General features: G+C 67.8%; 21 protein-coding genes and 1 pseudogene. 15 read left to right on the forward strand and 7 right to left on the reverse strand.

The features are described from left to right. Positions 1-275 precede the first annotated feature (275 nt). From JHN63_RS53000 to JHN63_RS25190, 7 genes are all read left to right on the forward strand, one after another. Positions 276-455 carry a hypothetical protein gene (locus JHN63_RS53000; protein WP_234477657.1) on the forward strand — a complete coding sequence of 60 codons (180 nt, stop codon included), beginning with the start codon at positions 276-278 and terminating at the stop codon, positions 453-455. 3 nt (positions 456-458) lie between these two features. Continuing rightward, positions 459-689 carry a DUF317 domain-containing protein gene (locus JHN63_RS53005; RefSeq protein WP_234477658.1) on the forward strand — a complete coding sequence of 77 codons (231 nt, stop codon included), beginning with the start codon at positions 459-461 and terminating at the stop codon, positions 687-689. Positions 690-768: 79 nt separating this feature from the next. Further along, on the forward strand, positions 769-1,188 hold the full coding sequence (locus JHN63_RS25165; RefSeq protein ID WP_200684466.1) for a hypothetical protein: 420 nt from the start codon (positions 769-771) through the stop codon (positions 1,186-1,188). A gap of 252 nt (positions 1,189-1,440) precedes the next feature. Then, positions 1,441-1,920 (forward strand): MarR family winged helix-turn-helix transcriptional regulator, encoded by a 480-nt coding sequence (locus tag JHN63_RS25170; protein WP_200684468.1) that lies wholly within the window; start codon positions 1,441-1,443, stop codon positions 1,918-1,920. Between the two features lie 271 nt (positions 1,921-2,191). Beyond that, positions 2,192-3,112: an SDR family oxidoreductase gene (locus tag JHN63_RS25175; RefSeq protein ID WP_200684470.1), complete on the forward strand. Its 921-nt coding sequence runs from the start codon at positions 2,192-2,194 to the stop codon at positions 3,110-3,112. Between the two features lie 50 nt (positions 3,113-3,162). Beyond that, positions 3,163-3,558: an MmcQ/YjbR family DNA-binding protein gene (locus JHN63_RS25180; protein ID WP_200684472.1), complete on the forward strand. Its 396-nt coding sequence runs from the start codon at positions 3,163-3,165 to the stop codon at positions 3,556-3,558. Between the two features lie 598 nt (positions 3,559-4,156). Continuing rightward, positions 4,157-4,942 carry a hypothetical protein gene (locus tag JHN63_RS25190; protein ID WP_200684474.1) on the forward strand — a complete coding sequence of 262 codons (786 nt, stop codon included), beginning with the start codon at positions 4,157-4,159 and terminating at the stop codon, positions 4,940-4,942. 576 nt (positions 4,943-5,518) lie between these two features. Here JHN63_RS25190 and JHN63_RS25195 read toward each other — a convergent pair. Beyond that, positions 5,519-6,085: a Uma2 family endonuclease gene (locus JHN63_RS25195; protein ID WP_200684476.1), complete on the reverse strand. Its 567-nt coding sequence runs from the start codon at positions 6,083-6,085 to the stop codon at positions 5,519-5,521. Positions 6,086-6,281: 196 nt separating this feature from the next. Next, positions 6,282-6,425, reverse strand: a complete 144-nt coding sequence (locus tag JHN63_RS25200) for a hypothetical protein (RefSeq protein ID WP_200684478.1) — start codon at positions 6,423-6,425, stop codon at positions 6,282-6,284. A gap of 186 nt (positions 6,426-6,611) precedes the next feature. Between JHN63_RS25200 and JHN63_RS25205 the strand changes: the two genes are divergently transcribed. The 4 genes and pseudogenes from JHN63_RS25205 (at position 6,612) to JHN63_RS25220 (ending at position 12,565) form a co-directional block, all read left to right on the forward strand. Then, a complete protein-coding gene (locus JHN63_RS25205; protein ID WP_200684480.1) occupies positions 6,612-9,356 on the forward strand; it encodes a tetratricopeptide repeat protein in 2,745 nt (914 codons plus the stop codon). 111 nt (positions 9,357-9,467) lie between these two features. After that, the gene (locus JHN63_RS25210; protein WP_200684482.1) at positions 9,468-10,661 is read left to right on the forward strand and encodes a Shedu anti-phage system protein SduA domain-containing protein; all 1,194 of its coding nucleotides are present in this window, start codon (positions 9,468-9,470) and stop codon (positions 10,659-10,661) included. Between the two features lie 264 nt (positions 10,662-10,925). Next, entirely contained in the window at positions 10,926-11,498 is a 573-nt protein-coding gene (locus tag JHN63_RS25215) for an RICIN domain-containing protein (protein WP_055531922.1), read from the forward strand. A 273-nt stretch (positions 11,499-11,771) separates the two neighbouring features. After that, a pseudogene (locus JHN63_RS25220) lies at positions 11,772-12,565 on the forward strand (IS5 family transposase). A gap of 532 nt (positions 12,566-13,097) precedes the next feature. Here JHN63_RS25220 and JHN63_RS25225 read toward each other — a convergent pair. Then, positions 13,098-13,913 carry an oxidoreductase gene (locus tag JHN63_RS25225; protein WP_200684505.1) on the reverse strand — a complete coding sequence of 272 codons (816 nt, stop codon included), beginning with the start codon at positions 13,911-13,913 and terminating at the stop codon, positions 13,098-13,100. 93 nt (positions 13,914-14,006) lie between these two features. Here JHN63_RS25225 and JHN63_RS25230 point away from each other — a divergent pair, with 93 nt between their 5' ends. Then, complete coding sequence (locus JHN63_RS25230) at positions 14,007-14,531, forward strand: TetR/AcrR family transcriptional regulator (RefSeq protein ID WP_200684484.1); 525 nt, start codon at positions 14,007-14,009, stop codon at positions 14,529-14,531. Positions 14,532-14,556: 25 nt separating this feature from the next. Here JHN63_RS25230 and JHN63_RS25235 read toward each other — a convergent pair whose 3' ends face one another. Next, positions 14,557-15,126 (reverse strand): TetR/AcrR family transcriptional regulator, encoded by a 570-nt coding sequence (locus tag JHN63_RS25235; protein ID WP_200684486.1) that lies wholly within the window; start codon positions 15,124-15,126, stop codon positions 14,557-14,559. A gap of 378 nt (positions 15,127-15,504) precedes the next feature. On the opposite strand from JHN63_RS25235, the gene JHN63_RS25240 reads away from it, so the two are divergent. From JHN63_RS25240 to JHN63_RS25250, 3 genes are all read left to right on the forward strand, one after another. Further along, positions 15,505-16,206: an SDR family oxidoreductase gene (locus JHN63_RS25240; protein WP_200684488.1), complete on the forward strand. Its 702-nt coding sequence runs from the start codon at positions 15,505-15,507 to the stop codon at positions 16,204-16,206. Positions 16,207-16,233: 27 nt separating this feature from the next. After that, entirely contained in the window at positions 16,234-17,112 is an 879-nt protein-coding gene (locus JHN63_RS25245; protein ID WP_200684490.1) for an alpha/beta fold hydrolase, read from the forward strand. A 102-nt stretch (positions 17,113-17,214) separates the two neighbouring features. Then, entirely contained in the window at positions 17,215-18,897 is a 1,683-nt protein-coding gene (locus tag JHN63_RS25250; protein ID WP_200684498.1) for a CocE/NonD family hydrolase, read from the forward strand. Between the two features lie 595 nt (positions 18,898-19,492). Here the strand turns inward: JHN63_RS25250 and JHN63_RS25255 are convergent. The 3 genes from JHN63_RS25255 to JHN63_RS25265 form a co-directional block, all read right to left on the reverse strand. Next, on the reverse strand, positions 19,493-20,344 hold the full coding sequence (locus JHN63_RS25255) for a carbohydrate ABC transporter permease (RefSeq protein WP_200684499.1): 852 nt from the start codon (positions 20,342-20,344) through the stop codon (positions 19,493-19,495). Between the two features lie 8 nt (positions 20,345-20,352). Continuing rightward, the gene (locus JHN63_RS25260; protein ID WP_200684501.1) at positions 20,353-21,351 is read right to left on the reverse strand and encodes a carbohydrate ABC transporter permease; all 999 of its coding nucleotides are present in this window, start codon (positions 21,349-21,351) and stop codon (positions 20,353-20,355) included. Between the two features lie 96 nt (positions 21,352-21,447). Beyond that, positions 21,448-22,686, reverse strand: coding sequence for a sugar ABC transporter substrate-binding protein (locus tag JHN63_RS25265; RefSeq protein WP_200684503.1), 1,239 nt, complete (start codon positions 22,684-22,686; stop codon positions 21,448-21,450). Positions 22,687-22,688: the final 2 nt, after the last annotated feature.

Genomic DNA, 22,688 nt, shown 5'->3' on the forward strand with positions numbered 1-22,688 from the left:
CTGGTCACCCTCCCCCAATAGCGCGGACTCGGACTGGGTTCGTTGGCAAACGCCTCGACTGGATGACAAGGGACACCAGTTCGCCGGAGGCAGACACGGAAGATCTCGAAGGAACCGGTGTTCCGCGGCAGGCCATGTCAACGTTCAACACCCTGCTCGGAGAGCCGTTCCGAGCCGATGGCCATGGAGGCGCCCCTGCTCCCGCACCGCCCCGGCGACCCATCCCATCCCATCCCGACTCGCCAGATCCGGTCTACTGGGTCACCCCGCGCCACTTGGCCGGTGACGACGGCATGCTCGCCGAGCGGATCGGCGACACCCTGGCCGACCTTGGCTGGCGCATGTGGCCCACTGCCCGCGACACCCTGCTGTACGTGAGTCCGGACGGGCTGCGCGGTGCGGAGTGGATCCTCGCGGCCTATCCGTTCAAGCTGGGCGGGCTGTCCGTAGCTTGACAGTTGAGTGTCCGTCCGCACGCCGACGCCGCGATGGCGTCGTGGAACGCGTACTTCACCACCGGCGTTCCGTACGAGGTACTCGCCGATCTCCTCATGGCGATCGACGCCCGCGAGGCGCCGGACACCGCCTTCGAGAGAGCCGAAGCTGTGATCGGCCATGACAGCGACTGGCGCACCCCGAAGCGAGCCGAGGTGGCTACCTCCACCCTGGGCCCGCGAATACTTGGCTAGCCACACGATTGCTGTTACGGTAATCATGTGGCTAGCCACGCTTTCTCTTGAACTTCCCCCGCAGAACTGAGGAGACCCCATGTCCCACGAGAACTCTCTGGTGAAGCCTCCGATCAATCAACGCGTGCTGACCCTCGGCATCACCTCTGATGCGCTGTCGCCGGACGATTTCCCGCCGGGGGTCGCGACGCTCGAAGAGCTGGTCGCCATGAGGGAGCGCAGCTGGGCTGCGCTCCAGGCGACAGGCATCGACGGCGAGGCGGGATATGTCAGCCTGGACCCCGACGAGGCCGAGGCCGAGCTGCGCCGGCTGTTCGACGCGCACTCATACGGGGTGGTGCTCATCGGCGGCGGCATCAAGAACGTCCCGGAGTACACCGTCCTGTTCGAACGGATCGTCAACGTGCTCATCGACCTCCAGCCCGACATCCGGTTGAGCTTCAGCTCGCATCCGACGAACGTGCCCGAGGCGCTGCAACGCTGGCTCAAGAAGTCCTAGCCAGCGATCGTCCGACTCCCCGCGCAGTGGGCAGCCTGAGTCGCAAGCCTTCACAGTCGGCAGCTCGTCACCACCGTCAGTACCTGCCCGCCCGACCAGGCGGCCACGGTCCAGCAGGCCGGCGACGCCGGGCACGTACGGGGCAAGTACGGTCCTGCCCGTCGCCCGAGCACGCCCACCCACCGTCTCCCCAGGCGGCGGAGCGGCCGGCCGCACCGACCACCCCACTCACACTGGCTGAGGAACCGAACCATGCCCACCCCCGAACTCCGCATCCCCACGACGGCCGACGCAGGACCGATGAGCTACGCGATCTTCCAACTCGCCCGCGCCCACCGCGCCTACGCCGCCGCTCTGCTGCGCGACATGGACCTGCATCCCGGACAGGAACTGGTGCTGATGCACCTTTTCGACCGGGACGGCCAGTCCCAGTCCGAGCTGATCGAATGCCTCGGCGTGGACCACTCCACGATCTCCAAGGCGCTACGCCGCATGCAGGACGCCGGCCTGGTCATCCGCGAGCCGGCCGCACATGACCGGCGCGTCATGGTGGTCCAGCTCACCGACAGGGGCCGGGCGATGCGCGAGCCCATCACGGCCCTGTGGCAGGCCCTGGAGGAGACCACCGCCCGGAATCTCTCGGAGCAGCAGGCGCAGTCCTTCGTCGAGACCGCCTACGCCATCACCGAGGCGATCAGCAGCCGCGCGCTGCCCGGGGAAGAGTCCACCTGACTCTCCCCGGCGTGCACCCCAGACCCCCGTACGCCACACCGCACATGGAAAAGGGGCACGCGGACTGGGGTGCACACCGTCCCGCACGCGGCACGACCACCTCCAGCCAGCCCGTATCACCTCCCCCGGACCGGCTGTTCCGGACGCGGCACGGTGGCGGCGAGGCGCACGACCCATCCGCCGCCACGGCCCGCCTCACCTACCCCCGTCCGGCACTCAGGCGCCCATGCCCGCAGCCACCGCCCACCAGCCCGACCGAAAGTGAGACCCCATGCCTGCCACCGACTCAACCGCCCTCCCGGTCCTCGTCGTCGGGGCGACCGGCTCCCTGGGGAGCAAGGTCGTCGACGAACTACTCAAACGCGGCAAGAACGTCCGCGCCCTGGTCAGGCCGGCCAGCGACGCCGGCCGGCTCGAAAGCCGGGGCGTTCGGATCGCCCGCGGCGACATGCTCGACGTCGACTCGCTCGTGGCCGCCATGACCGGCGCCGACGCCGTCATCACCACCGCCGCCGGCTACACCCGCGGCGGCAAGAACGCCCACGACATCGACACCCTCGGCAACGCCAACCTCGCCGAGGCCGCCCGCCGCACCGGCATCCGGCGGTTCGTCCTGACCAGCATCCTCACCAGCGACCAGACGCCCCACGTCCCGCACTTCTGGCACAAGAAGCTCGCCGAGGACAAACTCGAACAGCTCGGCGTCCCGTTCGTCGCCCTGCGCCCGGGTGCCTTCCTCGACCAGGTCGCGACCATGGCGGGCAACCCGCTCGACAAGGGCCGCCTGATCTGGATGTCCAAGGCCACCGTTCCGCTGACCTTCGTCCGCACCTCCGATCTCGCGGCCTACCTGGCGGCCGCGGTCGACGCCGAGGCGGAGGCCGGTGAGCGGATCGACATCGGCTGGGACCGTCCGGTCAGCATGCGCGAGGTGGCCGACGTAATGGGCCACCGGGCCGGAAAGAAGATCAAGGTGTGGGCCGTCCCCTCCGTCGTCGTCCGCGCCGCAGGAGCCGTCGTCGGCCGCTTCAATCCGGTGGTCAAGGACATGGCCGCGATGTTCGGCTGGTTCGACACCGGACGCTACGTCGCCGACCCCCGCCGCCAGGAGCAGCTGTTCGGCCCCGTCCCCACGGCCGAGGACGTCCTCGCCCAGTTCACCGACGAGCTGCGCACCGCACAGCACCGGTGACAGGTCCGCGTCCCATGGGCCAGTCCGCCAGCCCGGAAAAGGAAACGCTCATGAACGGATCGACCCTGCAGACGTTCGCCGCCGAGTGCGCGGAGGAACTTCCCGGAGCCCAGCTGGAGCATCCCTTCGGCCCGGACTGGGAGGTCTTCAAGGTACGCGGCAAGGTGTTCATGCTGATGACCGAGGTCCCCGGGCGCCCCGTCGTGATCCTCAAGGCGTGCCCCGACGAGGCCCAAGCCCTCCAGGAACACAACAGCCACATCACCCCCGGCTACCACATGAACAAGAGGCACTGGATCACGCTGGAGGGCGGGACAGGCGTCGACGAGGAGCTCGTCACAGAACTCGTCACCGACTCCTACCTGCTCGTCGTCTCCCACCTGCCCAAGGCCGAGCGGCCCGTCGACCCGCACACCTACGGCACCGGCACCCGGGCAGGCCGCTGAGCGCGGCCTGGAACCGCCTTCACCGCCCGCAAGGCGGCCCTCACTCTCCCCGACGTCAGCCACGGCAACCCCTTCACCCCCGGACTCGACGTGTGCAAGGTCGCGGACGAGGTGTTCCGGGTCGTCACCGACGACCCGGACGAGCAGATCATCACGGTCAAGTGCGAGCTCAAGCACACGCGGGCACTGGAGGGCGGCTCTCCCTAGCGCAGGCCGTACGAGCCCGTGCTGCCGCACCAGCTGATGCAGTGCTACAGCACGTCAACTGCCGCATCGCATACGTAACTTGCTCTGCGACGACGGATCAGATCGTAGATACCGCGACTCCGCACGATGTGAGCACAGCTGAAGTGGGGGATCGGGTGGCGTCGTACGACTTACGTCTGCAGCGTTGGGCGGTAGGTCAGCAGAGTGGCTGGGCCGGAACACGGAAAAGGGAACTGGACGCGGCCCTGGAGAAGCTGGATGTCCCGCTGGAGGAAACTTCGAGGGTTCGGGGCGTTCTCGGTCATGGCGTCCGAACTGGGCAGCCTGTGCACTCGGCGTCGTCGGGGGCTGGATTGTCGCGTGGGCATGCTGGCGCATCTCGCTCGCAGTGGTGGAGGCCGGCGTCTCGCGCATTCACTGGCTTTGGGGCATGCGGGCCGTGGCGCACTGGCGATGGATGGGCAAGGACGAGAACGAGGCGGCCTTCAGCCTCGTCGATGGGACGGTTCTGGCCGTGGTCATGTCCGGCGTGGTCCTGGGGCCCGTCTTCTGGGCAATGCGGTGGAGTTCGACCGCCCGCCACCGGCTGGTTCTGGGAGTTGTCGATGCCATCGTGGTCGGCGGCAAGGCGCGCGCGGCGCCTCGTGGCCGGGGTGGGTCCAGGGCGCTGCGGCAGCTGGATCAGAGGTGTCGACACGTTGAGAAGCGCCTGTTCAAGTGCACAGCATCGCGGGTTCGGTCCCGCGGCGCTCCTCCAGTCTCCGGCGACCAGCGTGTTGCGCTGCATCAGGTGGACGTCGACCCAGAGCCCGCGCTGACTGAGTTGGCACGGCTGCAGCTCGTTATCGCCGAGAACCATCTGTACGGCCGACAGGCAGCCCTCTTGCCCGCCGAGCTGCTCCAAGACGTCCGGCCCGTCTCGCGCCTGCGGAACACCTGGCGCGAGTCGGCCCACGTCGCCACGGCGATCCTCGCTGCCATGACTGCCGCAGCCGGCGCCGCGCGCGCTCTGCCATCGATGGGCGTGGGAGAAGACGTGCGTCCGTGGCTGATCCTGGGAGCGGCGGTTCTCGCCGCGACGTTGGTGGCTGGCTGGCCGGCTGGGGTCGGGTCACCCGCGTCCTCGGACTGTTCCCTGCCTGACGTGGAGCCGCTCGGCTCAGCGCTTCCGCGTTGACCGTGACCCAACTCCAGCTTTGCGTATGTGACTTCGCAGGTATGTCCGGCGCTAGTTGCCCAGGTCACATGAAATGCGTCTCAGGACCCCAGACGCCCAGCGTCCGTGATCCCCGCAGTGGCGCCCGAGGGTCACAGATAGGGTGCCCCACCTGCACCTAGGGCGCGCGGAGGGCACGCCACCCCCAAATTGGTCTAGATAACAAACAACCCCCAGGCCGCTGACCTGGGGGCAAATTCTGGAGCGGGTGACGAGAATCGAACTCGCACTCTCAGTTTGGGAAGCGACGGCGCTCGGGTGGTCGCCATCGCGCTGACCTGCGGATACGCGCTCAACGATGATGGTGTGCTTCTTCGGCGCATGCTCCTGTTGACCGTAGTTGTCCGCTCTGAAGGGCACGCGGTGGGCACGGCACGGGAAGCCGTCCGACCAGAGGTGCGGTGGCGTCCGCGTGGGTTCTACGCCTCCGGGATCTGCTTGCCCGAGGGAGCCTCGGTTGCTTTCGCACATCCCGCAGGAGTCCGCCGGGCGCACCACCGCAAGCCGAGCAGCCCCTCTGACTGCCCTGCGGCCGGTTCAGATCTGGCCGAGGTCGATCTCCGCCGCGAAGGGGACGGTGATCTTCAGGGCGCCGGCGAACACGTCCCCTTCGCGGTATGTCCTCGTCGCAGGATCGAGCAGGTACGTATACACCAGCGGTGTGCCTGTCGCGGCCTGCTCGATCCGCCAGTAGAAGCCGATCCCGGCCTTGGCGTACTGGTCCACCTTCACGATCCGGTCGGTGGTCTCCGAGCCCGGCGACACCACCTCGGCCACAAGCAGTACGTGCTCCGGACGGGTGGGCGTGATGTCGATCGTGTCCGCACGGTAGACGATGACGTCGGGGCGGCGATTGGTCAGCGGGACGTCCTGGAGCCGGACGTCGAAATCCGTGTCGGCGTTCCAGTCGGGGCCCGCTGCGGCGTCCAGGGCGTTCGCCAGGAGTCGGGCCAGCCGATTGTGCCGCTTGGACGCGCTGGGGCTCACGACGACCATTCCGTCCACGATCTCGATGCCGGCGCACTGCTCCTCGGACCACGACTCGTACTCCTCGGCCGTGATCTGCTGGTGCATCCACGCCGGGGCCACCATCTCGGCAGTCATGACACGCCTCCCGGACACTGTGCGGCGGGCCCGATCCCGCTGCGCTCAGCGTACCGACTCCCACGCGCCCGGGGCGGCTCGGAGACCTCGGTCGCCTCGACACTCTCCCTTGCCGAGTGGAAGAGCGGCGTGTTGTGCTCATGAGCATCGGGCTTGACCCACCACGTTGCCGCTCTGGCGCCGGCCTGCGAGTCGTTCAACGGCTCTGCCACCACACCAGGCCGCACCCGACGAGAGCAGAGCCTGCAGCCGTGGCGACGCCGCGTACGGCGGCGAACAGGGCGGCACGCCCCAGGCGACGAGCGGTTCGCTGCCGCTTTCGTTCCGTGAGCTTGCTCATCGGGGTCTCCTCCGGTCATCTCGTCGCTGCTGCGAGCTGGCGATCCGAGTTTCGTGCGGTGGTGTGGAAGAGACACGGCCGGGCGGGAGGACCGGGCGTTTCTCGTTCTACGCTGCTGGCCGACGAGGTGCCCGCTGCACCCGCTACGGGCGGTCCCGGGCGCGGCGGCCAGGAGGGGAAGGACGGGTGTCAACACGGTCTAGGGAGGCGCGACTGCTCTACGAGCAGCTGCGCGCACTGGAGCAACAGGCGCGAGAGGCCCGCCGCCGAGCCGGCCTCCGGTACTCACGGCGAGAGGTGATCCAGGCGCTCGCCAAGCCTCCGTACGGGAGGAGAGTCGGCGACCAGCGGATCAGCGACTGGGTACCGACAAGCGACAAGGAACCGAAGGTCCCGAGCGACAGGAGCAGCGACGACGTTCTGGCGCTGGTGCGACTGTGGAGTTCCTGGGCGGGTGAGAGTGTCAACGAGCGTCATTGGCGCAACCTGCTGGAGCAGGCGCAGCCGGTGCGGGTCCTGCGTACGATGCCGGCCGGCCCCGGGCGGCCGGTCCGTGAGTTCACCGATCCGTTCACGCTGGAAGTGCACGAGGCCATCGATGGCGGTGGCGCGTCGGGGTTGCCGTTGCTTCCCCTCTACGTCGAACGGCAGCACGACCGGTGGCTGGCCGACGTGGTGAACGGCCTCGTCGCGCGGTCCGCCGGGCAGCCGGTCGGCGTACTCGCCGTCCTCGTCGGTGAATCATCGACCGGCAAGACGAGGGCGTGCTGGGAAGCGCTCAACCTGCTCCCGCCGGACTGGCGGCTCGTGCTTCCTCTGGTACCGAGCCCCGCCGAAGCACTGATCGCCGCATTGGCCGAGATCACTCCCCGCACCGCCCTGTGGCTCGACGAGATCCACCGCTTCCTGAGCGGAGACCGGGGCGAACAGGCAGCTGCCCACCTGCGAGAAGTACTCAACGACCCGCGGCGGGGGCCGCTGCTCGTCCTGGGCACGACCTGGCCCGGCCTGTGGGCGGATCTGGTGAAGCCGCGCAAAGACGGCGACCGCGGGGATACGCACGCACAGGCCCGTGCCCTCCTCACCGGGAAGCACTACCGGGTACCGGACGCCTTCGAGGACACGGACATGCCCGAGCTGCGGCGTCTGGCCACCGCGGACCCCAGGCTCAAGGAAGCGCTGGAACAGGGGAAGTCAGGGCGGATCACGCAGTACCTCGCGGGCGGGCGAGCGCTCATCGACCGGTATGAGACCGCCACGGCTCTTCAGAGGGCCCTGATCGAGTCGGCCATGGATGTCCGCCGTCTCGGGCACGACATACCCCTCCCGCGCATCCTCCTGGAAGCGTCGATCCGCCACTACCTCTCCGCCGACCAGTACGACTTGGTGGCGGACGGTGACATCGAGCACGCACTGGCGGAACTCAGCGAGCCGAGGCGTGGAACTCGGGGCCCTCTCACGCCCGTCACCTTCCGTGAGCCGGGCGGGCCTCGCGTCCTCACCGACGACGTCAGACTCGCGGACTACCTGGATCAGCACGGCAGGAAGGAAAGGCGCACCAAGGCACCACCGGCGGGGCTGTGGGACGCACTGGTGGACCACGCCGCGCGGGATTCCTTCATCGCGTTGGCCGAGGCGGCCAGGGACAGGGGGCACCTGAGGGTCGCCCTGCGTCTGCTCGCGGCAGGGGTGGAAGCCGGGGTGCCGGGTGCTGCCGTGGCAGCGGCTCAGTTCCTGGAGGAAGAGGGGAGACCGGACGATGCGCTGCTGTGGTGCCTGCCTCTCGCGGAAGCCGGGGACGTCGCGGCCATGGGCCGGGTGGCCGGGCTCATGGAGGCGACCCGGCCGGACGTCGCGGTGGCCTGGCACAGGAAAGCCGCCGAAGCGGGAGAAGGGTATGGCTGGCTCTACGCCGGCATGCTTCTGCGCAGGGCTGGAGAGCTCCTGGAGGCAGAGGTCTGCCTCAGACGCGCGGCCGATGCCGGCGTGCACGGCGGACATGCAGAGCTGGCTCACCTGCTGCAGCAGGCAGGGCGGACGGAGGAAGCACTCGTCCACCTTCAGCAAGAGGCCGAGGCAAGTGGTGGGTACGCAGTGGTGGAGACGGCCGCCCTGATGCGGGAGCGCGGTGACAGCGGCCTCACCGTCCTGGCGTGGCTGCTGCCCCGTGCAGCGGAAGAAGGCAGGAAGGACGGGGGAGGTATCCCTTGGGTAGAGCACGCGTTGTTCCGGCACCTGGCCATGGACGCCCTCCTCCGAAGCCGATTGCGAAGCCTTGTCGATGAGGAGGGCCAGGACGACGCGTTTCGGCGCGAGTTGACCGCACTGCTGGATTTCGTGGAGGAGCTCGCCAAGGGCGACCTCCGGGAGAAGGACACGAACACGCCAGAGGCGCTCAGGCAGCATGGCCGCCTGGCGGAAGCACTCGTCCTGTACCGGAAAGAGGCCGACACCGGTCGACGGGACGCGGTGGTGCATGTCGCCGCCCTTCACGAGCAACTGGGGAGAACCTCGGAGGCCCTCGCCTGGTACCAGCGTGCGGCGGAAGGAGGTGATCCGGAGGTCTTCCCGCAGATCGCTCGCCTGATGTCGGCAGCCGAGGGGCCGGACGAGACCTTCGACTGGCTGAAGTCGTGCGCGGACCGTCACGGCGAGAAGGGCTACCCGGACCAGCGGTCCGCCGTGGCCGAGCTGCTCCGCATCGCGGGTCGCACGGACGAGGCGCTCGCCTGGCTCCGCCGCGCCTCGCGGACCGGTGACCCGTACGCCTGGCGTCAGTACGCTGAACTGCTGGAGGCGGCCGGTCGCATGGAGGACGCTCAGTGCATGCGGCGGTACGGCTGGGAGCCCTACGGTGAGATCTCGAAACCGTGGAGTGCGGCCCCGCCGGCGGTTCAGCGGCTGGGCCACGTCCGAACAGCCGGAGACTGATGCGGAGCATGCCGGCGTCGGGTCACCACTACTGCGCAGCCAACAGAAACTCCATCGGATGGCGTGTCAGACCCGTGCGTCAGACTCCTGCTCATGTCCACACGATCCGACATGGCTCTCGAGATCCACCTCAAAAGAATCCTCTCTGCCGCTACGGCGGAAACTGTGCGGAGCGCAGTCACCGTAACTCTGCGCCACGTACAGTCCGGAACTGGAGGAAAGCGAAAAGGAGGAAAGCGGCTTACGGAACTCCTCGGCGCGGCACGATTCTCAGCCGCTCAAGCGGAAGAATGGGAGACTGTGCGGGCCCTTCAAGATGCTCTCTATTACACAGAAGGGAGACTGCTCAGGCCCGACTATGAAGAGAAGTATCGATTGCATTACCTGGATCGCAGCCCTCGTGACAAATTGGGGCTTGATTCGATCACAAGAACCGTGGCCATGACCAACGAATTCTGGTGTGCGGAAGTCGAGAGGTATCTCAACAGCCACCCTGAAGCTGTTGTTTCGGATATTTTGGAACACATCCGCAAGTTGGGTGCGGACGCTCAATTCATGCAAGCTCCCGTAGAAGATCCAGCACGTTATTACATCCCTCGGGGGATAGCTGAGCGTGCGCTATGGACGGAGCGAGTGCTGAAGAATCGGGTAGAGGTGACAGATCCAGCGGGATCTGCGCGCCGCATCGTGTCATCCCCTGAAGCGCTGGCCGTCCTGGCGGCGGACGAAGACGGTCTTACGGTCCTGCGTGCCGCAGAGCTGCAGCGCCGGGCGGCCCGCCTGCGTGAGCTGCGTCGGCTGACCGAAGACGCCACTACCACCGAACACGCTCTGCAGCAGGAACTGAAGGGGATGTACTGGATATTCGGCGGACACTTCATCGGTGAGGCTCAGCAGCGAAGGCTGGTGCCTGGGGACGAGGTTGATATCCCGCTCGTCCGTGGTGATGGCTCTCTTCACGTAGTCGAACTAAAAAGAGCCGCAGGAGCGAAGCTGGTGAAGGAGCATCGAGGTTCCTGGGTGCCAAGAAGAGAAGTGCATGATGCTGTGGGTCAGGCCATCAATTATCTCGTCGGCCTGGACGAGAATCGAGAACGCATATTGAGGGAGTTCGGGGTCGATACGCGTCGCGCAAGCGCACTAATTCTCATTGGGCACCCGCTAAGTCAGCCAGAAGTTGATGAGGCGGATATCAATGAGGCTCTGCGCGTTCACGCATCACATCTGAATCGGGTCGAAGTTCTCACTTACAAAGAACTTATCGACAGTGCAGAGAGGGCCCTTGCACTAGGCGATGTTATTTGACGTGGAGGCCATGAAATGCGCTCCACACTTGCTGTGATCGGTTCATCCTGGACCCGACAGTGGGCCAGCTCCGTAGTGGGGACTGTCGATACAGCGATCCTTTTCCAACCTCCCGCGTCAGTTCGGACGTAGAGGAACAAGCCAGGAAGCGATGGCTGGTCCGCTGGCCGGAACAGAAGGCGACTGCGCGCTTTCGCCGGAACACACTGTCCCCGAGCGAGACGGAATCGGGTTTCCGGTCGACGAGTCATAGGAGTTGCGACGATGAAGATCCAGAACAGGATCACCGTCCTGGCGGCGACGCTTCTGAGCTGCGCGGGCATGGTCACGTTGGCGACGGGAGCGAGTGCCGCCGTGCCGACGCCGGACTCTACGGCGGGAGTGTCCGCCCGTGTCACGGCCGCCGCTGCCGCGAGCAGCTATCACACGATCAAGAACATGGCCTACAGCCAATGCGTGGACGCGCCCGGCGGGGTGCTCAACGTCAGACTTCAGCTGGCCACCTGCAACGGCTCCAGCACGCAGAACTGGGCGTTTGTGTCGACCGGTTCGGCGGACACCTACTACCTGGTGAATCAGGCGAGCGGGTACTGCGCCGAGGTCAACAACGGCACTAGCGTTCCGGGCGAGGCCGTCGACGAGTACCTCTGTGACGGGCTGGCGTCGGAACAGTGGGTCGAGACCGCCGTGATCGTCGACCAGAAGATCGGCGCGAAGTTCAGGCACGTGGGCACCAATCTGTGCCTCGACACGGTCGGCGGTGCCGGCAGCCAGCTCATGCAGTGGAGTTGCGACGACGCACACCCGGCGGCGGCCCAGGTCTGGATCGTGAGTTAGGCCGCGTCCGAGCAGCCTGCCGCTCACCGTTCGGCGGGCTTGCTCAACCGAACGCCGTTCCTGCCGGGGCGATCCCACGGCAGGAACGGCGTTCACAACGGCAGGGCCTTCTGGCGGTTCGGGATGCGATCCCGGGGCGAATACCAGGAGGCCCTGCTGTGGCAGTGAGTCTTTCCAACCTCTGGCGTTGGTGGGGCAGTTGGCCTGACAGCCAGGTGAAGCCCCTGGTAGATGGGTTTCGACCAGGAGAACCGTCTCCACCAGAGGCTTCGCATGCTTGTCTGCCCGTCCGGCGTCGACGTGTCCAGCTCTGCCCTCCGCTTCCTCGCCGCCCGTTTGAGGAAGCACCGCCACGCTCTCGGAACCCGGTGGCGGCGCCTGAGCGCGGGCCGACAAGCCCTGCTCACTCTCACGCACCTCCGTAACGGCCAGCCCTACGCCCAGCTCGCGGCCGGTTTCGGGATCGGCACCACCACCGCCTACCGGTACATCAGCGAAGCAGTGGAACTCCTGGCCGCCCTTGCCCCCACGCTCGCCGAAGCAGTAGAGGCTGTGTCGACGAAGGCGTACCTGATCCTGGACGGGACGCTTCTGCCGATCGACTGGGGGCACCTCCCGGCCGAAGGCTGGGGGAGATCGCCGCCGACCGGCCTTTCTACTCGGGCAAACATAAGAAGCACGGCATGAACGTGCAGGTCATAGCCGACCCGAAGGGGCGTCTGCTGTGGGCTTCGCCAGCCCTGGCCGGTGCCGTCCATGACGTCAGGGCCGCACGCGAACACGGCATCATCGACGCTCTCGCCCAGGCCGGCATCAACTGCTGGGCGGACAAGGGTTATCAGGGCGCGGGTGGCACGGTCCGCCTGCCTTACTGCGGCCGATGCGAGAAGCTGTCCGCCGGTCAGCGGGCCGTCAACCGGTCCCATGCGAAGGTGCGGGCACTGGTCGAACAAGCCATCGCCACCCTCAAGTCCTGGCGGCTCCTGCGCAAGCTCCGCTGCTCGACGACCCGAATCACGAGCCTCGTCCAGGCCGTCGTCACCCTTCATCTGGCCAGCTCAGACTGAAGACGGAAAAGGCTCAGCGTGGGCCGGGCGATCTCGAACACCGGCGGGAGCAGGCCGTCGGATGCGGCCCTGTGGGGGCCGTGGCATTGGACACATGGCGAAGGCCCGGGTCGATGACCTGGGCCTTCTTCGTGGAGCGGGTGACGAGAATCGAACTCGCACTCTCAGCTTGGGAAGCGACGGCGCTTGGGAGCCTTACGCTGTCCGACCTGCACAGATCCGTTCGGCTACCGCTGGTGTGGGGGCTTGATGGCCCCGTTGTCGACCGTGGTTGTCCGCTCTGAAGGGCACGCTATGGGCACGGCGCTCCGGGACGGGCGGGTGCCGCGCTGAAGTGGCCACTTTCTGCACGGGGTCGGTCCGTGCCAGGGCCGACTGTGCGGAGCTGTTGCGCGTGCACATGGAAGGCTGGCCCCTTCCGCGCCCGAGTCCTGAAGATCACAAAAAGCCTCGGCGGTGACGCTGGCTCTGGTCCCCATCGGGAGCAGCCTGGGCATCGGGAGCAGCCTGGTGCGCATTCGGCGCCTGCGCGTCAGTCGGCCAGCTGGTTCGTCTTGCGGATCTGCTGGTCGAAGACCCCGGCGGGTGCGAGGCGGCGCAGTATGCGCGCGCGTCCGGCCAGGGGCCCGGCGGTGTAGCGCAGTTTCGGCTTCGGGTCGGTCGCTGCCGCGACGATCGCCTTGGCGACGGTGGCGGGGGCGTCGCCGTTCCTGACGGCCTGCCCCATGACGCGGTCGACGGTCTGCCGCTGCTTCGCGTAGGCGTGCAGGGGGGTGTCGGGCTTCGCGCTGTTGGCCTCGAATCCGGTCCTGGTGTAGGCGGGTTCGACGATGAGTGCCCGGACGCCGTGGTCGCGGACCTCGTGGTCGAGGGACTCGGTATAGCCCTCGATCGCGTGCTTGGAGGCGGCGTAGGCGGCCATGTAGGGCTGGGGCAGGAACCCGAGTACGGACGAGATGTTGATGATGCGCCCGCGTCGCTGGGCGCGCATGTGCGGCAGGACCTCGTTCACCATGCGCATGACCCCGAAGACGTTGGTGTCGAAGACGGACCGGGCGTGCTCGACGGAGGTTTCCTCGGCCGCCCCCATCGAGCCGACGCCGGCGTTGTTGACCAGGATGTCGATCCGCCCGAACCGCTCGCTCACCTCCTGGACGGCTGCGGAGACCGAGGCGTTGTTGGCGACGTCGAGGTCGAGGAACGTCACGCCGTCGAGCGGAGTGACGCGCGAGGTGTCACGGCTTGTGCCGAGCACGTTGAATCCGGCTGCGACCAGGGCGAGCGCGGTTTCCTTCCCGATGCCGGATGACGCACCCGTCACGAGTGCGACCGGCCGGTTCGTCGTCATCATGGACTCCCGCGCACACTCGAAACCGATCAGTTTCCGCTACAGTAAACCGATCGGTTTCCGCGTGCAAGTTCAAGCAGGGAGAATGTCGTCATGGGCCGGATCAGTGCGCAGGAGCGGCGTGAGAACGTCGTTCGCGCGGCGATCGCCCAGTTCGCGATCGCCGGCTACCGCGGCACCTCGACCGCGGTGATCGCCAAGCGAGTGGGTGTCACGCAGCCGTATCTCTTCCGGCTCTTCCCGGACAAGAAGGCGATCTTCGTCGCTGCTTTGGTGCGGAGCATGGAGGACACCCGCCTGGCTTTCGAGAGGGCGGCCGACGGGGTGGACGTTGGCGAGCAGGCCCTCCAGTCGTTGACGAGCGCTTACGCGCACCTGATGTCGACGCACCCCGAAACGCTCCTGATGCAGATGCAGGGACATGTCGCCGTGGCGGCCGCCGAGGCGCAGGGCGATGACCTGATCGGTGAGGTCGTCCGGGCCGGCTGGATGAGGATCTGGGAAACCGTGCACCTGTCGCTGGGCGCCGATGTCGAGGCGACCGCGAGCTTCTTCGCCTGCGGGATGCTCGGCAACACTCTGACGGCCATCGGGCTTCCCGCGAGCACCGGGCGGTGAGGGAGTTTTCCGGGCGGGCGATGCGTCAGCGTACGCCTGCCGCGTCGAGCAGGGTGGTCACCGTGGGGGCGATGAGCCCGGTCAGGTTGTCGGCCTGGATTCCCGCGCGGGCGCTCGCGCCGTCGAAGACCAGGATGAGCTGCCGGGCCAGCAGATCGGGATCGCCCGCCCCGCCCCGCTCGGCCTCGGCACGGAAGAAGGCGGTCAGGTTCGCCTTGACCTGATGGGCGACCCGGCTCGCGGGGTGGCTCTGGTCCTTGAGTTCTACCTGTACGGCCAGGTACCGGCAGCCGTGGAACTCGGGGGCGCCGGACTGTGATTCCACCTGCGCGAAGACGTGCAGGATCCGCTCGCGGGGTGAACGGTTGTCGTCCGCCGCAGGCAGGAGAGTCGCCGCGTAGGCGGAGGAGCGCTCCTTCAGGCTTGCTGCCAGGAGTTCGTCCTTGCTCTCGAACAGCTGGTACATGGAGCGCTTCGACACCCCCGCCGCCTTGCACAGCGCCTCGACGCCGATGCTGACGCCCTCTCGGTAGGTGAGCGTGGCCGCCGCCTCCAGCAACCGCTCCCTGGGGCTCAGTTTCACTTCGGTGGTCATGCCGCGAGGTTAACCCGAAACGGACGAAATAAAAACCGATCGGTTTCCGGGGCCCCGGGAGGATCGAGAGCCTGACGGGCACCCTCTCCGGCGTCGAAGGCATCCCCCTGCCGCCAGCCCTCCGCCTCCGTCTCGCGCCCGACACCGTCCCGGAGTGGCTCTACGACACGGTCGGAAAACTCGACCTCAAGCTCCGACTCGGCTTGGACGACGCCGACACCGACCAGGCCGGTCAGGCAGGTGACGGGCTCGTCATCCCGGGGATCCACGGGTACGGAACGCCCCGGTGAGTCCGGTGAGTCGGTTGGGCTTGCGCCTGGAAACCGATCGGTTTACTGTGATGGAAACCGATCGGTTTCTCATTCTGTGGAGGCAGTCATGACCGCACTCAAGGGCGCCAACGTCTTCGTCACCGGCGGCAGCCGAGGCATCGGCAAGGCCCTGGTGGAAGAGCTGTATGCGCGCGGTGCCGGCAAGGTCTACGCCACGGCCCGCGACCCGCGCACGGTGACGCACCCCGACGCGGTCCCGGTGGCGCTGGAGGTCACCGACCCGGCCTCCGTGGCGGCCGCCGCCGCGCAGGCGCAGGACGTGACCGTGCTGATCAACAACGCCGGTGCCGTGGTCGGCGCATCGTTCCTCGACTCCCCGGTCGACGACGTGCGCCGGGAGTTCGAGACCAACTTCTACGGCCCGCTGCTTCTCACCCGCGCCTTCGTGCCCCTCATCGAGCGCAACGGCGGCGGCCACCTCCTCAATGTGCACTCCGTGCTGTCCTGGCTGGCGCTCGGCGGCTCCTACAGCGCGTCCAAGGCCGCCCTGTGGTCGCAGACCAACTCCCTGCGCCTGGAGCTGCAGCCGCGCGGCATCGCCGTCACCGGACTGCACGTCGGCTACGTCGACACGGACCTGGCGGCGGACGTCGAGGCGCCCAAGTCCGACCCGCGTGACGTCGCCGCACTCGCCCTCGACGGCGTCGAGACGGGCGCGTACGAGGTGCTCGCCGACGACATCTCACGGCAGGTCAAGGCCGGTCTGGCCGGCGACCTGGCCGGACTGTACGCCCAGCTGGCGAACTAACCCCCGTACACACAAGGAGTCGGCGAGATGCCCAGCAACGAGTCACGTCCCACGATCCACATCCCGGGAACCACCAGCCACACCATCGCCCCGCGCGCAGGACACCGCAGTGACGAGGGGACCCTGCGTTACCTCAAGGCGGGTGCCGGCGCCCCCCTGGTCCTGCTGCACACCGTGCGCACCCAGGCCGAGCACTTCCGCTCCCTCATCCCGCTGATCGCGGACCAGTACACCGTGTACGCCCTCGACCTGCCGGGGATGGGCTACTCGGAGATCGTGCCCGGGGCGTCGTACGACGAGCCGGCGATGCGTGCGGGCGTCGAGCGGCTCCTGACCGAACTCGACCTCCACGACGTGACGCTGGTCGGGGAGTCCATGGGGGCGGTGCTCGCCCTGACCGCCGCGGCCGACCTGCCCGAGCGGGTCCGGCGCGTCGTCGCGGTGAACGCGTACGACTTCCGCGGCGGAATCGCCCTGTCGAGCCTCCTCGCCCGTGTGGTGGTCGGCGGTGTCCTCACTCCGGGGGTGGGCCCGGTGGTCGCCGGGGTCGAGCCCAAGCCCGTCGTCCGCAGGATCCTGCAGGGCGGGCTGGTCGACAGGACCGCGCTGCGGGAGGACTACCTCGACGAACTCCTCCGGGTGGGCGGCCGCCCCGGCTACCCGGGCGTCGCCCGGGCCGTGTACCAGAGCATGCCCAGCCTCATCGCCGCCCGCTCGCGCTACTCCGAGGTCAAGGCGCCCGTCCACCTCGTCTACGGCGAGAAGGACTGGTCCCGCCCCTCGGACCGGCAGGCCAACAAGGAGTTGCTGCCGGCCGCCGACTTCACGCAGGTGCCGGGAGCAGGCCACTTCATCGCCCTGGAACGGCCCGACCTGCTGGCCGACCTGCTGAACGCGGTGGCGTGACCGCCCCGAGGGCGCTGTAGTCACCCCCGTTCGGGCGTAGTGGGGACGGGGACCAGGTTCGAGCATGTGTCTGACAGCGTCGTGCATGCAAAGGAGCAGCGCGTGGCAGAGATCCAGGTCGAGTCCGACGTTCCGGCTCAGATGCGTGACGGCACCGTGCTGCGCGCCGATGTCTACCGGCCCGGGGGTACGGGGCCGTGGCCGGTGCTGCTGAGCCGACTGCCGTACGGCAAGCAGATGGCCCTGGCGATCGCCCTCCTCGATCCACTGGCGGCGGCTCGGCGTGGCTTCATGGTGGTGCTCCAGGACACCCGCGGCCGGTTCGCCTCCGAGGGGGAGTGGGAGCCGTTGACGTACGAGGAGAGCGACGGGTACGACACCGTACGGTGGGCCGCCGCCCTGCCCGGCTCGAACGGCTCCGTCGGCATGATCGGCGCCAGCTACTTCGGCAACACCCAGTGGATGGCGGCGCTGTCCAAGCCGCCGGAGCTGAAGGCGATCGCGCCGATGGTCACGTGGTCCGACCCGGACGACGGACTGTGGACGCGCGGCGGCGCGATCGAACTCGGCATCACCGCGCCCTGGTCCCTCATGATGGGCGCCGACGCGCTGATGCGCCGGCACAGCACTGACCCCGCCACGCTCGGCGGCAGTCTCGGCGGGCTCGTACGGGATCTCGACGGCCTGGCCGACGGCGGCTACGGCGAACTGCCCGCCGGGCGGTTCCCCGCGTTCGTCCGGCACGACCTTCCCGAGCTGGGCTACGAGAGGTCCCGACGCGAGCCCGACTGGGCGCGGTCCTGCCGTGTCGCGGGCCGGCACGACGAGGTCGACCTGCCCACCTTCCAGGTCGGCGGCTGGTACGACATCTTCACCCAGGGCACACTCGACAACTTCACCGCCATGCGCCGCGCCGGCCGGTCCGCCACGCTGATCATGGGTCCGTGGAGTCACGCCAACCAGCAGCACGTCATCGGCGACGTCAACTTCGGGTTCGGCGCGAACTCCGCCTTCATGGGCATGCGCGGACCCCTGCACGGCCTCCAGCTCGACTGGTTCCAGCGCACGATCGGCGACGGTGAGGCGCTGGAGCCGGACACGGGCAGGGTGCTGCTGTTCGTCATGGGCGTCAACCAGTGGCGCGAGGAGACGGAATGGCCCCTGTCGCGGGCCGTGGACACGGACTTCCACCTGCGCGCCGACGGACGCCTGACGAGGGAGCCGCCCGCTGTCGCCGAGCAGGCCGAGGAGTTCACCTACGATCCGACGGATCCGGTGCCCACCACCGGCGGCGCGTCGCTGATGACCGACGAGTTCCGTCCCGGGCCTCTCGACCAGAGGGACGTGGAGGCGCGTGAGGACGTCCTGGTCTTCACCACCGAACCCCTCACCGAGGACATCGAGGTGACCGGCCGCGTCAAGGCCGTGCTCCTCGCGGCCACGGACCGGCCCTCGACCGACTGGGTGGCACGGCTGTGTGACGTCGACGAGCACGGCGTCTCCCGCAATGTGACCGACGGCATCGTGCGGATACGGGCGACCCCGGGTGAGCCGGCCGAGCACGTCGTGGACCTGTGGTCGACCAGCATCGTCTTCCGGGCAGGGCACCGCATACGGGTCCAGGTCACCTCCAGCAACTTCCCCCGCTGGGACCGCAACCTCAACACGGGCGAACCCGAGGAGAGCGCGACCACGGCCCGGGTGGCCCGCCAGCAGGTCTTCCACGACCCCGCCCGGCCCTCCCGCATCGTGCTGCCGGTGGTTCCGGCCGGCCAAGAAGCGTAGGCACCACGCCGGGACGGCCACGCCGCCGGCCGAACTGCGGCAGCACGTCCAGCGGTGGTGCGGGGCCGCGAAGCCGGCGTACTCGGTGACCCGGACGGTTCCGGACGGCAAGGTACTGATCGACTGTTCCCATCCGGCTTCGACGGCGGTCCCGAACGAGCCCCTGAACGGGATCGGACAACAAACAAACCCCAGGCTGTTGGCCTGGGGTTTCATCATGGAGCGGGTGACGAGAATCGAACTCGCACTTTCAGCTTGGGAAGCCATGGCGCCCAGTTTGGAACCATTGCTCTGACCTGCGCAGATTCCATGTCCTGCTGCGGGCGTGGGTGCTTCGTAGCACTGCTGTTGACCGTGGGTTTCCGCTCTGAAGGGCACGCTAGGGGCACGACGGGAGGCATGAGGACGATCGCCGTGTTGATGGAGCCTCCTTCCGCCTCGACGCCTGTGATGCCCGAGCCAACCGGGTGGCGCCGTCGCGACCGCACGTGGATGCCGACAGGTGGATGGTCGTGAGCGTGCTTCTCCGGCAGACGCGAGAACTCCTACCGGATCCGAATGCCGTCAGGGCCCGGACTGCACGGGCAGCCCGGGTTCACCCCTTGACGGCGGAACTGGCGACGCCCTGGACGAACCAGCGCTGGAAGAAGGCGAAGACGATCAGGACGGGCAGGACGAGCAGGACGCCGAAGGCGAGGATCTGGCCCCAGTCCGGGGGCTGTTGGCCCTGGAAGACGCTCATTTCGAGGGGGAGCGGGCGGACGGAGGGGTCGGAGACCATCAGGACCGGCCACAGGAAGGAGCCCCACTGGGTGAGGAAGGTGAGGATCGCGACCGAGGCGAACGCCGGCTTGGACATCGGCACGATGATCGCGAAGAAGGTGCGCCAGGGGCCCGCGCCGTCCAGCCGGGCGGCTTCCTCGATGCTCGGCGGGATCGAGCGGAAGAACGTGTGGAACTGGTAGACCGAGAAGGCGTTGGCGATGAACGGGATCGCCTGGACGTAGATCGTGTTGCGCTGGTCGTTGAACATGTAGAAGAGCGGGACCGCCACCGACTCGAACGGCACCAGCATCAGCAGCAGGACCAGGGTGAACACCGCTTCCCGGCCCCGCCACTTCAGCCGTGACATGCCGTACGCCGCCATCGAGTTGACGAACAGGCCGCCGGTCACGACCACGAACGCGACGAGCAGTGAGATGCCCAGGAAGCGCCAGAAGTAGCCGGTGCTGTCGGAATTCAGGGCGTCGAGGACGTGTGTGTAGTTGTCGAAGGAGAGGTGGGTGGGGAGGAAGCCGGACAGGCCGTTCAGCACTTCGTCGGAGGGTTTGAGGCTGCCCAGCAACAAGTAGAGGACGGGCAGGACGAAGAGGAACGCCAGGACGCTGAGGACGGCGTAGTCGGTGAAGCGGCGCAGGTGATGGTACGGCGCGCGGGTCGTGGCCATGGTCGGTGTCAGTCCTCGTTGTCGTTGTCGGGCCGGACGACGCGGCGCTGGATGAGGGTCAGGGCGACGACGATCAGGAAGAAGACGACGGTGATCGCGGACGCCTGGCCGATGTTGTTCTGGTCGAAGGCGGTGGTGACGGCCTGGTACATGACCGTTCGGGTGGCGTCCTCGTCGAGGCCGCCGCCGTGGATGAGGACGTAGACCTGGTCGAAGACGCGGAAGGACAGCACCGAGGTGAGCATGGCGACGAAGACGAGGGTGCCGCGGATGCCGGGCAGGGTGACGTGCCGGAACTGCTGCCAGGGCGTGGCGCGGTCCAGTTCGGCGGCCTCGTAGAGCTCGTCGGGGATCTGCTGGAGGCCGGCCAGCAGGATGACCATCTGGAAGCCCACTCCCTGCCACACCGACAGCACGATGACCGAGGCCATCGCGGTGGCCGAGTCTCCGAGCCAGTCGAAGGCGCCCCAGTTGCCGAAACTCACCGTGTGCAGCGCGGAGTTGAGCAGGCCCTGGTCGCTGCGGGCGAGGATGAGCCGCCAGATCACGGCGACCAGCGTCATCGGGAAGACGACCGGCATGAAGAACAGCGAGCGGAACAGGCCGATCGCCTTCAGCTTGCGGTTGAGGAGGATTGCGAGAGCCAGCGCCAGGCCGGTCTGGAGCGGAACGACGACCACGGCGAACGTCAGGTTGTTGAGCAGGGCCCGCAGGAACGGCCCCGAAAGGTCCGGGTCGGTGAACAGCCGCCGGTACTGCTCCAGGCCGAAGAATCTGGGCGCGAGCGGGGAACCCAGGCGCACGTTGTAGAAGGAGAGGACGACGGCGTACCCGAACGGGACGCCGACGAAGGCGACGAGGCCGGCCACGGCGGGCGTGGACATGAGCAGTCCGTGCAGCCCGTCGCGGTTCCTGGGCCGCCTGGCACGCGCCGGCTTCACGGAGGTCACGGGCGGGCCTGCTTCCCTGCCGGAGGGCGCTGCGGGCGCGGTTTCCACGGTCATCACGGGGTCCTGTTCCCGGCCGGGGCGGGCGCGCCGTCGACAGCGTCGTACGCGCACCCGCCCCGCCGAAGCGTCCTGCTGGGGTACTGGAGCACTGGCTTACTGGATCTTGTAGCCGTCGTTGTCGGAGAAGTCCTGGTCGATGGAGCGGGCGGCCTTCTCCAGAGCGCTCTTCGGGTCGGCGCCGCCGTAGACGGAGTTCAGGGCGTCGCTGAACTTGGCGGTGACCGTGGGATATCCGGCGGTGACCGGGCGGGTCACGGCGACGCAGGACTTGGTGATGTCGCTGTCGCCGCAGGGCTTGGCCAACTGGTCGGCGAAGAGCTGGAGCGGGCCGCCCTGCTTGTAGAGGGGGCTCTTGGCGAGCGCGGTCTTCGTGGCGGGCGGGGCGCCGTTGGCCGTGGTCATCGCGGTGACGTTGGTGTCGTTCAGGAGGTAGTCGAGGAAGGCGCCGGCGGCCTTGCCGTTCTTGGAGTTCGCGCCGATGCCCCAGGCCCAGGAACCCTGGCCGGTCTTGGGGCCGTTGCCGAAGTCGGGCAGCGGCAGGGCGACGAGGTCGCTGCCGAGGGCCGTGCTGTAGGCGGGGTACATCCAGTGGCCGACCCAGCTCAGCGCGACGCGGCCCTTGGCGAAGGCGTTGCCGTCCGTGTTGGGGTCGACGTACGTCTTCCAGGACTGGAAGGTCTTCATCGCCGACACCACGGCCGGGGTGTCGAGGGCGCCTTCCGCTTTGCCGTCCTTGAGGAGCGAGCCGCCGGCCGACCAGACGACGGGGGCGAAGCCGTAGGTGCCCCACTCGGTGGCGAGGCCGTTGTTCTCCTGGATGTCCAGGGTCTTGCCGTCGGAGTCCTTGGCCTTCAGCGCCTTCAGCGCGGCGGTGAACTGCGCGGCCGTCCAGTCGTCGGACAGGCCGGTCGGGTACTTCACCCCGGCCGCGTCCAGGAGTTTCTTGTTGCCGTAGATGCCGAGCCCCGAGTCGTACATGCCCAGGCCGTAGTGCTTGCCGTCGATCTCGCCCTGCGCCTTGCTGGCGTCCGTGGCGTTGCTCATGGTCTTGGCGGAGACGTAGGAGTCGATCGCGGCGAGCTTCTTGTTGTAGACGAAGTTCGCGATGGTCGGCCCGTCGAACTCCATCACGTCCGGCAGCTTGGAGGCGTCGGTGGCGGTGATGGTCTTGGTGTAGTCGTTGGCGGGGATCAGCTTGAGCTCGACCTTGATCTTGTCCTGGGAGGCGTTGAAGGACTTCACCGCGTTCTGCAGGGCGGTGTCCTCGCTCTTCTGCCCCTGGTGGGCCCAGATGCTGATGGTGCCCTTGCCGCTGCCCGCCGCGGCGGGCAGCG

This window comes from Streptomyces sp. MBT65, from assembly GCF_016612545.1.
In the GTDB taxonomy this organism is placed as follows: domain Bacteria; phylum Actinomycetota; class Actinomycetes; order Streptomycetales; family Streptomycetaceae; genus Streptomyces.

Excerpts from the sequence above, each read along its gene's own strand:
- JHN63_RS25165 (WP_200684466.1), top strand. The coding sequence starts at position 769 with ATGTCCCACGAGAACTCTCTGGTGAAGCCTCCGATCAATCAACGCGTG.
- JHN63_RS25170 (WP_200684468.1), top strand. The coding sequence starts at position 1,441 with ATGCCCACCCCCGAACTCCGCATCCCCACGACGGCCGACGCAGGACCG.
- JHN63_RS25175 (WP_200684470.1), top strand. The coding sequence starts at position 2,192 with ATGCCTGCCACCGACTCAACCGCCCTCCCGGTCCTCGTCGTCGGGGCG.
- JHN63_RS25180 (WP_200684472.1), top strand. The coding sequence starts at position 3,163 with ATGAACGGATCGACCCTGCAGACGTTCGCCGCCGAGTGCGCGGAGGAA.
- JHN63_RS25195 (WP_200684476.1), bottom strand. The coding sequence starts at position 6,085 with ATGACTGCCGAGATGGTGGCCCCGGCGTGGATGCACCAGCAGATCACG.
- JHN63_RS25200 (WP_200684478.1), bottom strand. The coding sequence starts at position 6,425 with ATGAGCAAGCTCACGGAACGAAAGCGGCAGCGAACCGCTCGTCGCCTG.
- JHN63_RS25210 (WP_200684482.1), top strand. The coding sequence starts at position 9,468 with ATGGCTCTCGAGATCCACCTCAAAAGAATCCTCTCTGCCGCTACGGCG.
- JHN63_RS25215 (WP_055531922.1), top strand. The coding sequence starts at position 10,926 with ATGAAGATCCAGAACAGGATCACCGTCCTGGCGGCGACGCTTCTGAGC.
- JHN63_RS25225 (WP_200684505.1), bottom strand. The coding sequence starts at position 13,913 with ATGACGACGAACCGGCCGGTCGCACTCGTGACGGGTGCGTCATCCGGC.
- JHN63_RS25230 (WP_200684484.1), top strand. The coding sequence starts at position 14,007 with ATGGGCCGGATCAGTGCGCAGGAGCGGCGTGAGAACGTCGTTCGCGCG.
- JHN63_RS25235 (WP_200684486.1), bottom strand. The coding sequence starts at position 15,126 with ATGACCACCGAAGTGAAACTGAGCCCCAGGGAGCGGTTGCTGGAGGCG.
- JHN63_RS25240 (WP_200684488.1), top strand. The coding sequence starts at position 15,505 with ATGACCGCACTCAAGGGCGCCAACGTCTTCGTCACCGGCGGCAGCCGA.
- JHN63_RS25245 (WP_200684490.1), top strand. The coding sequence starts at position 16,234 with ATGCCCAGCAACGAGTCACGTCCCACGATCCACATCCCGGGAACCACC.
- JHN63_RS25255 (WP_200684499.1), bottom strand. The coding sequence starts at position 20,344 with ATGGCCACGACCCGCGCGCCGTACCATCACCTGCGCCGCTTCACCGAC.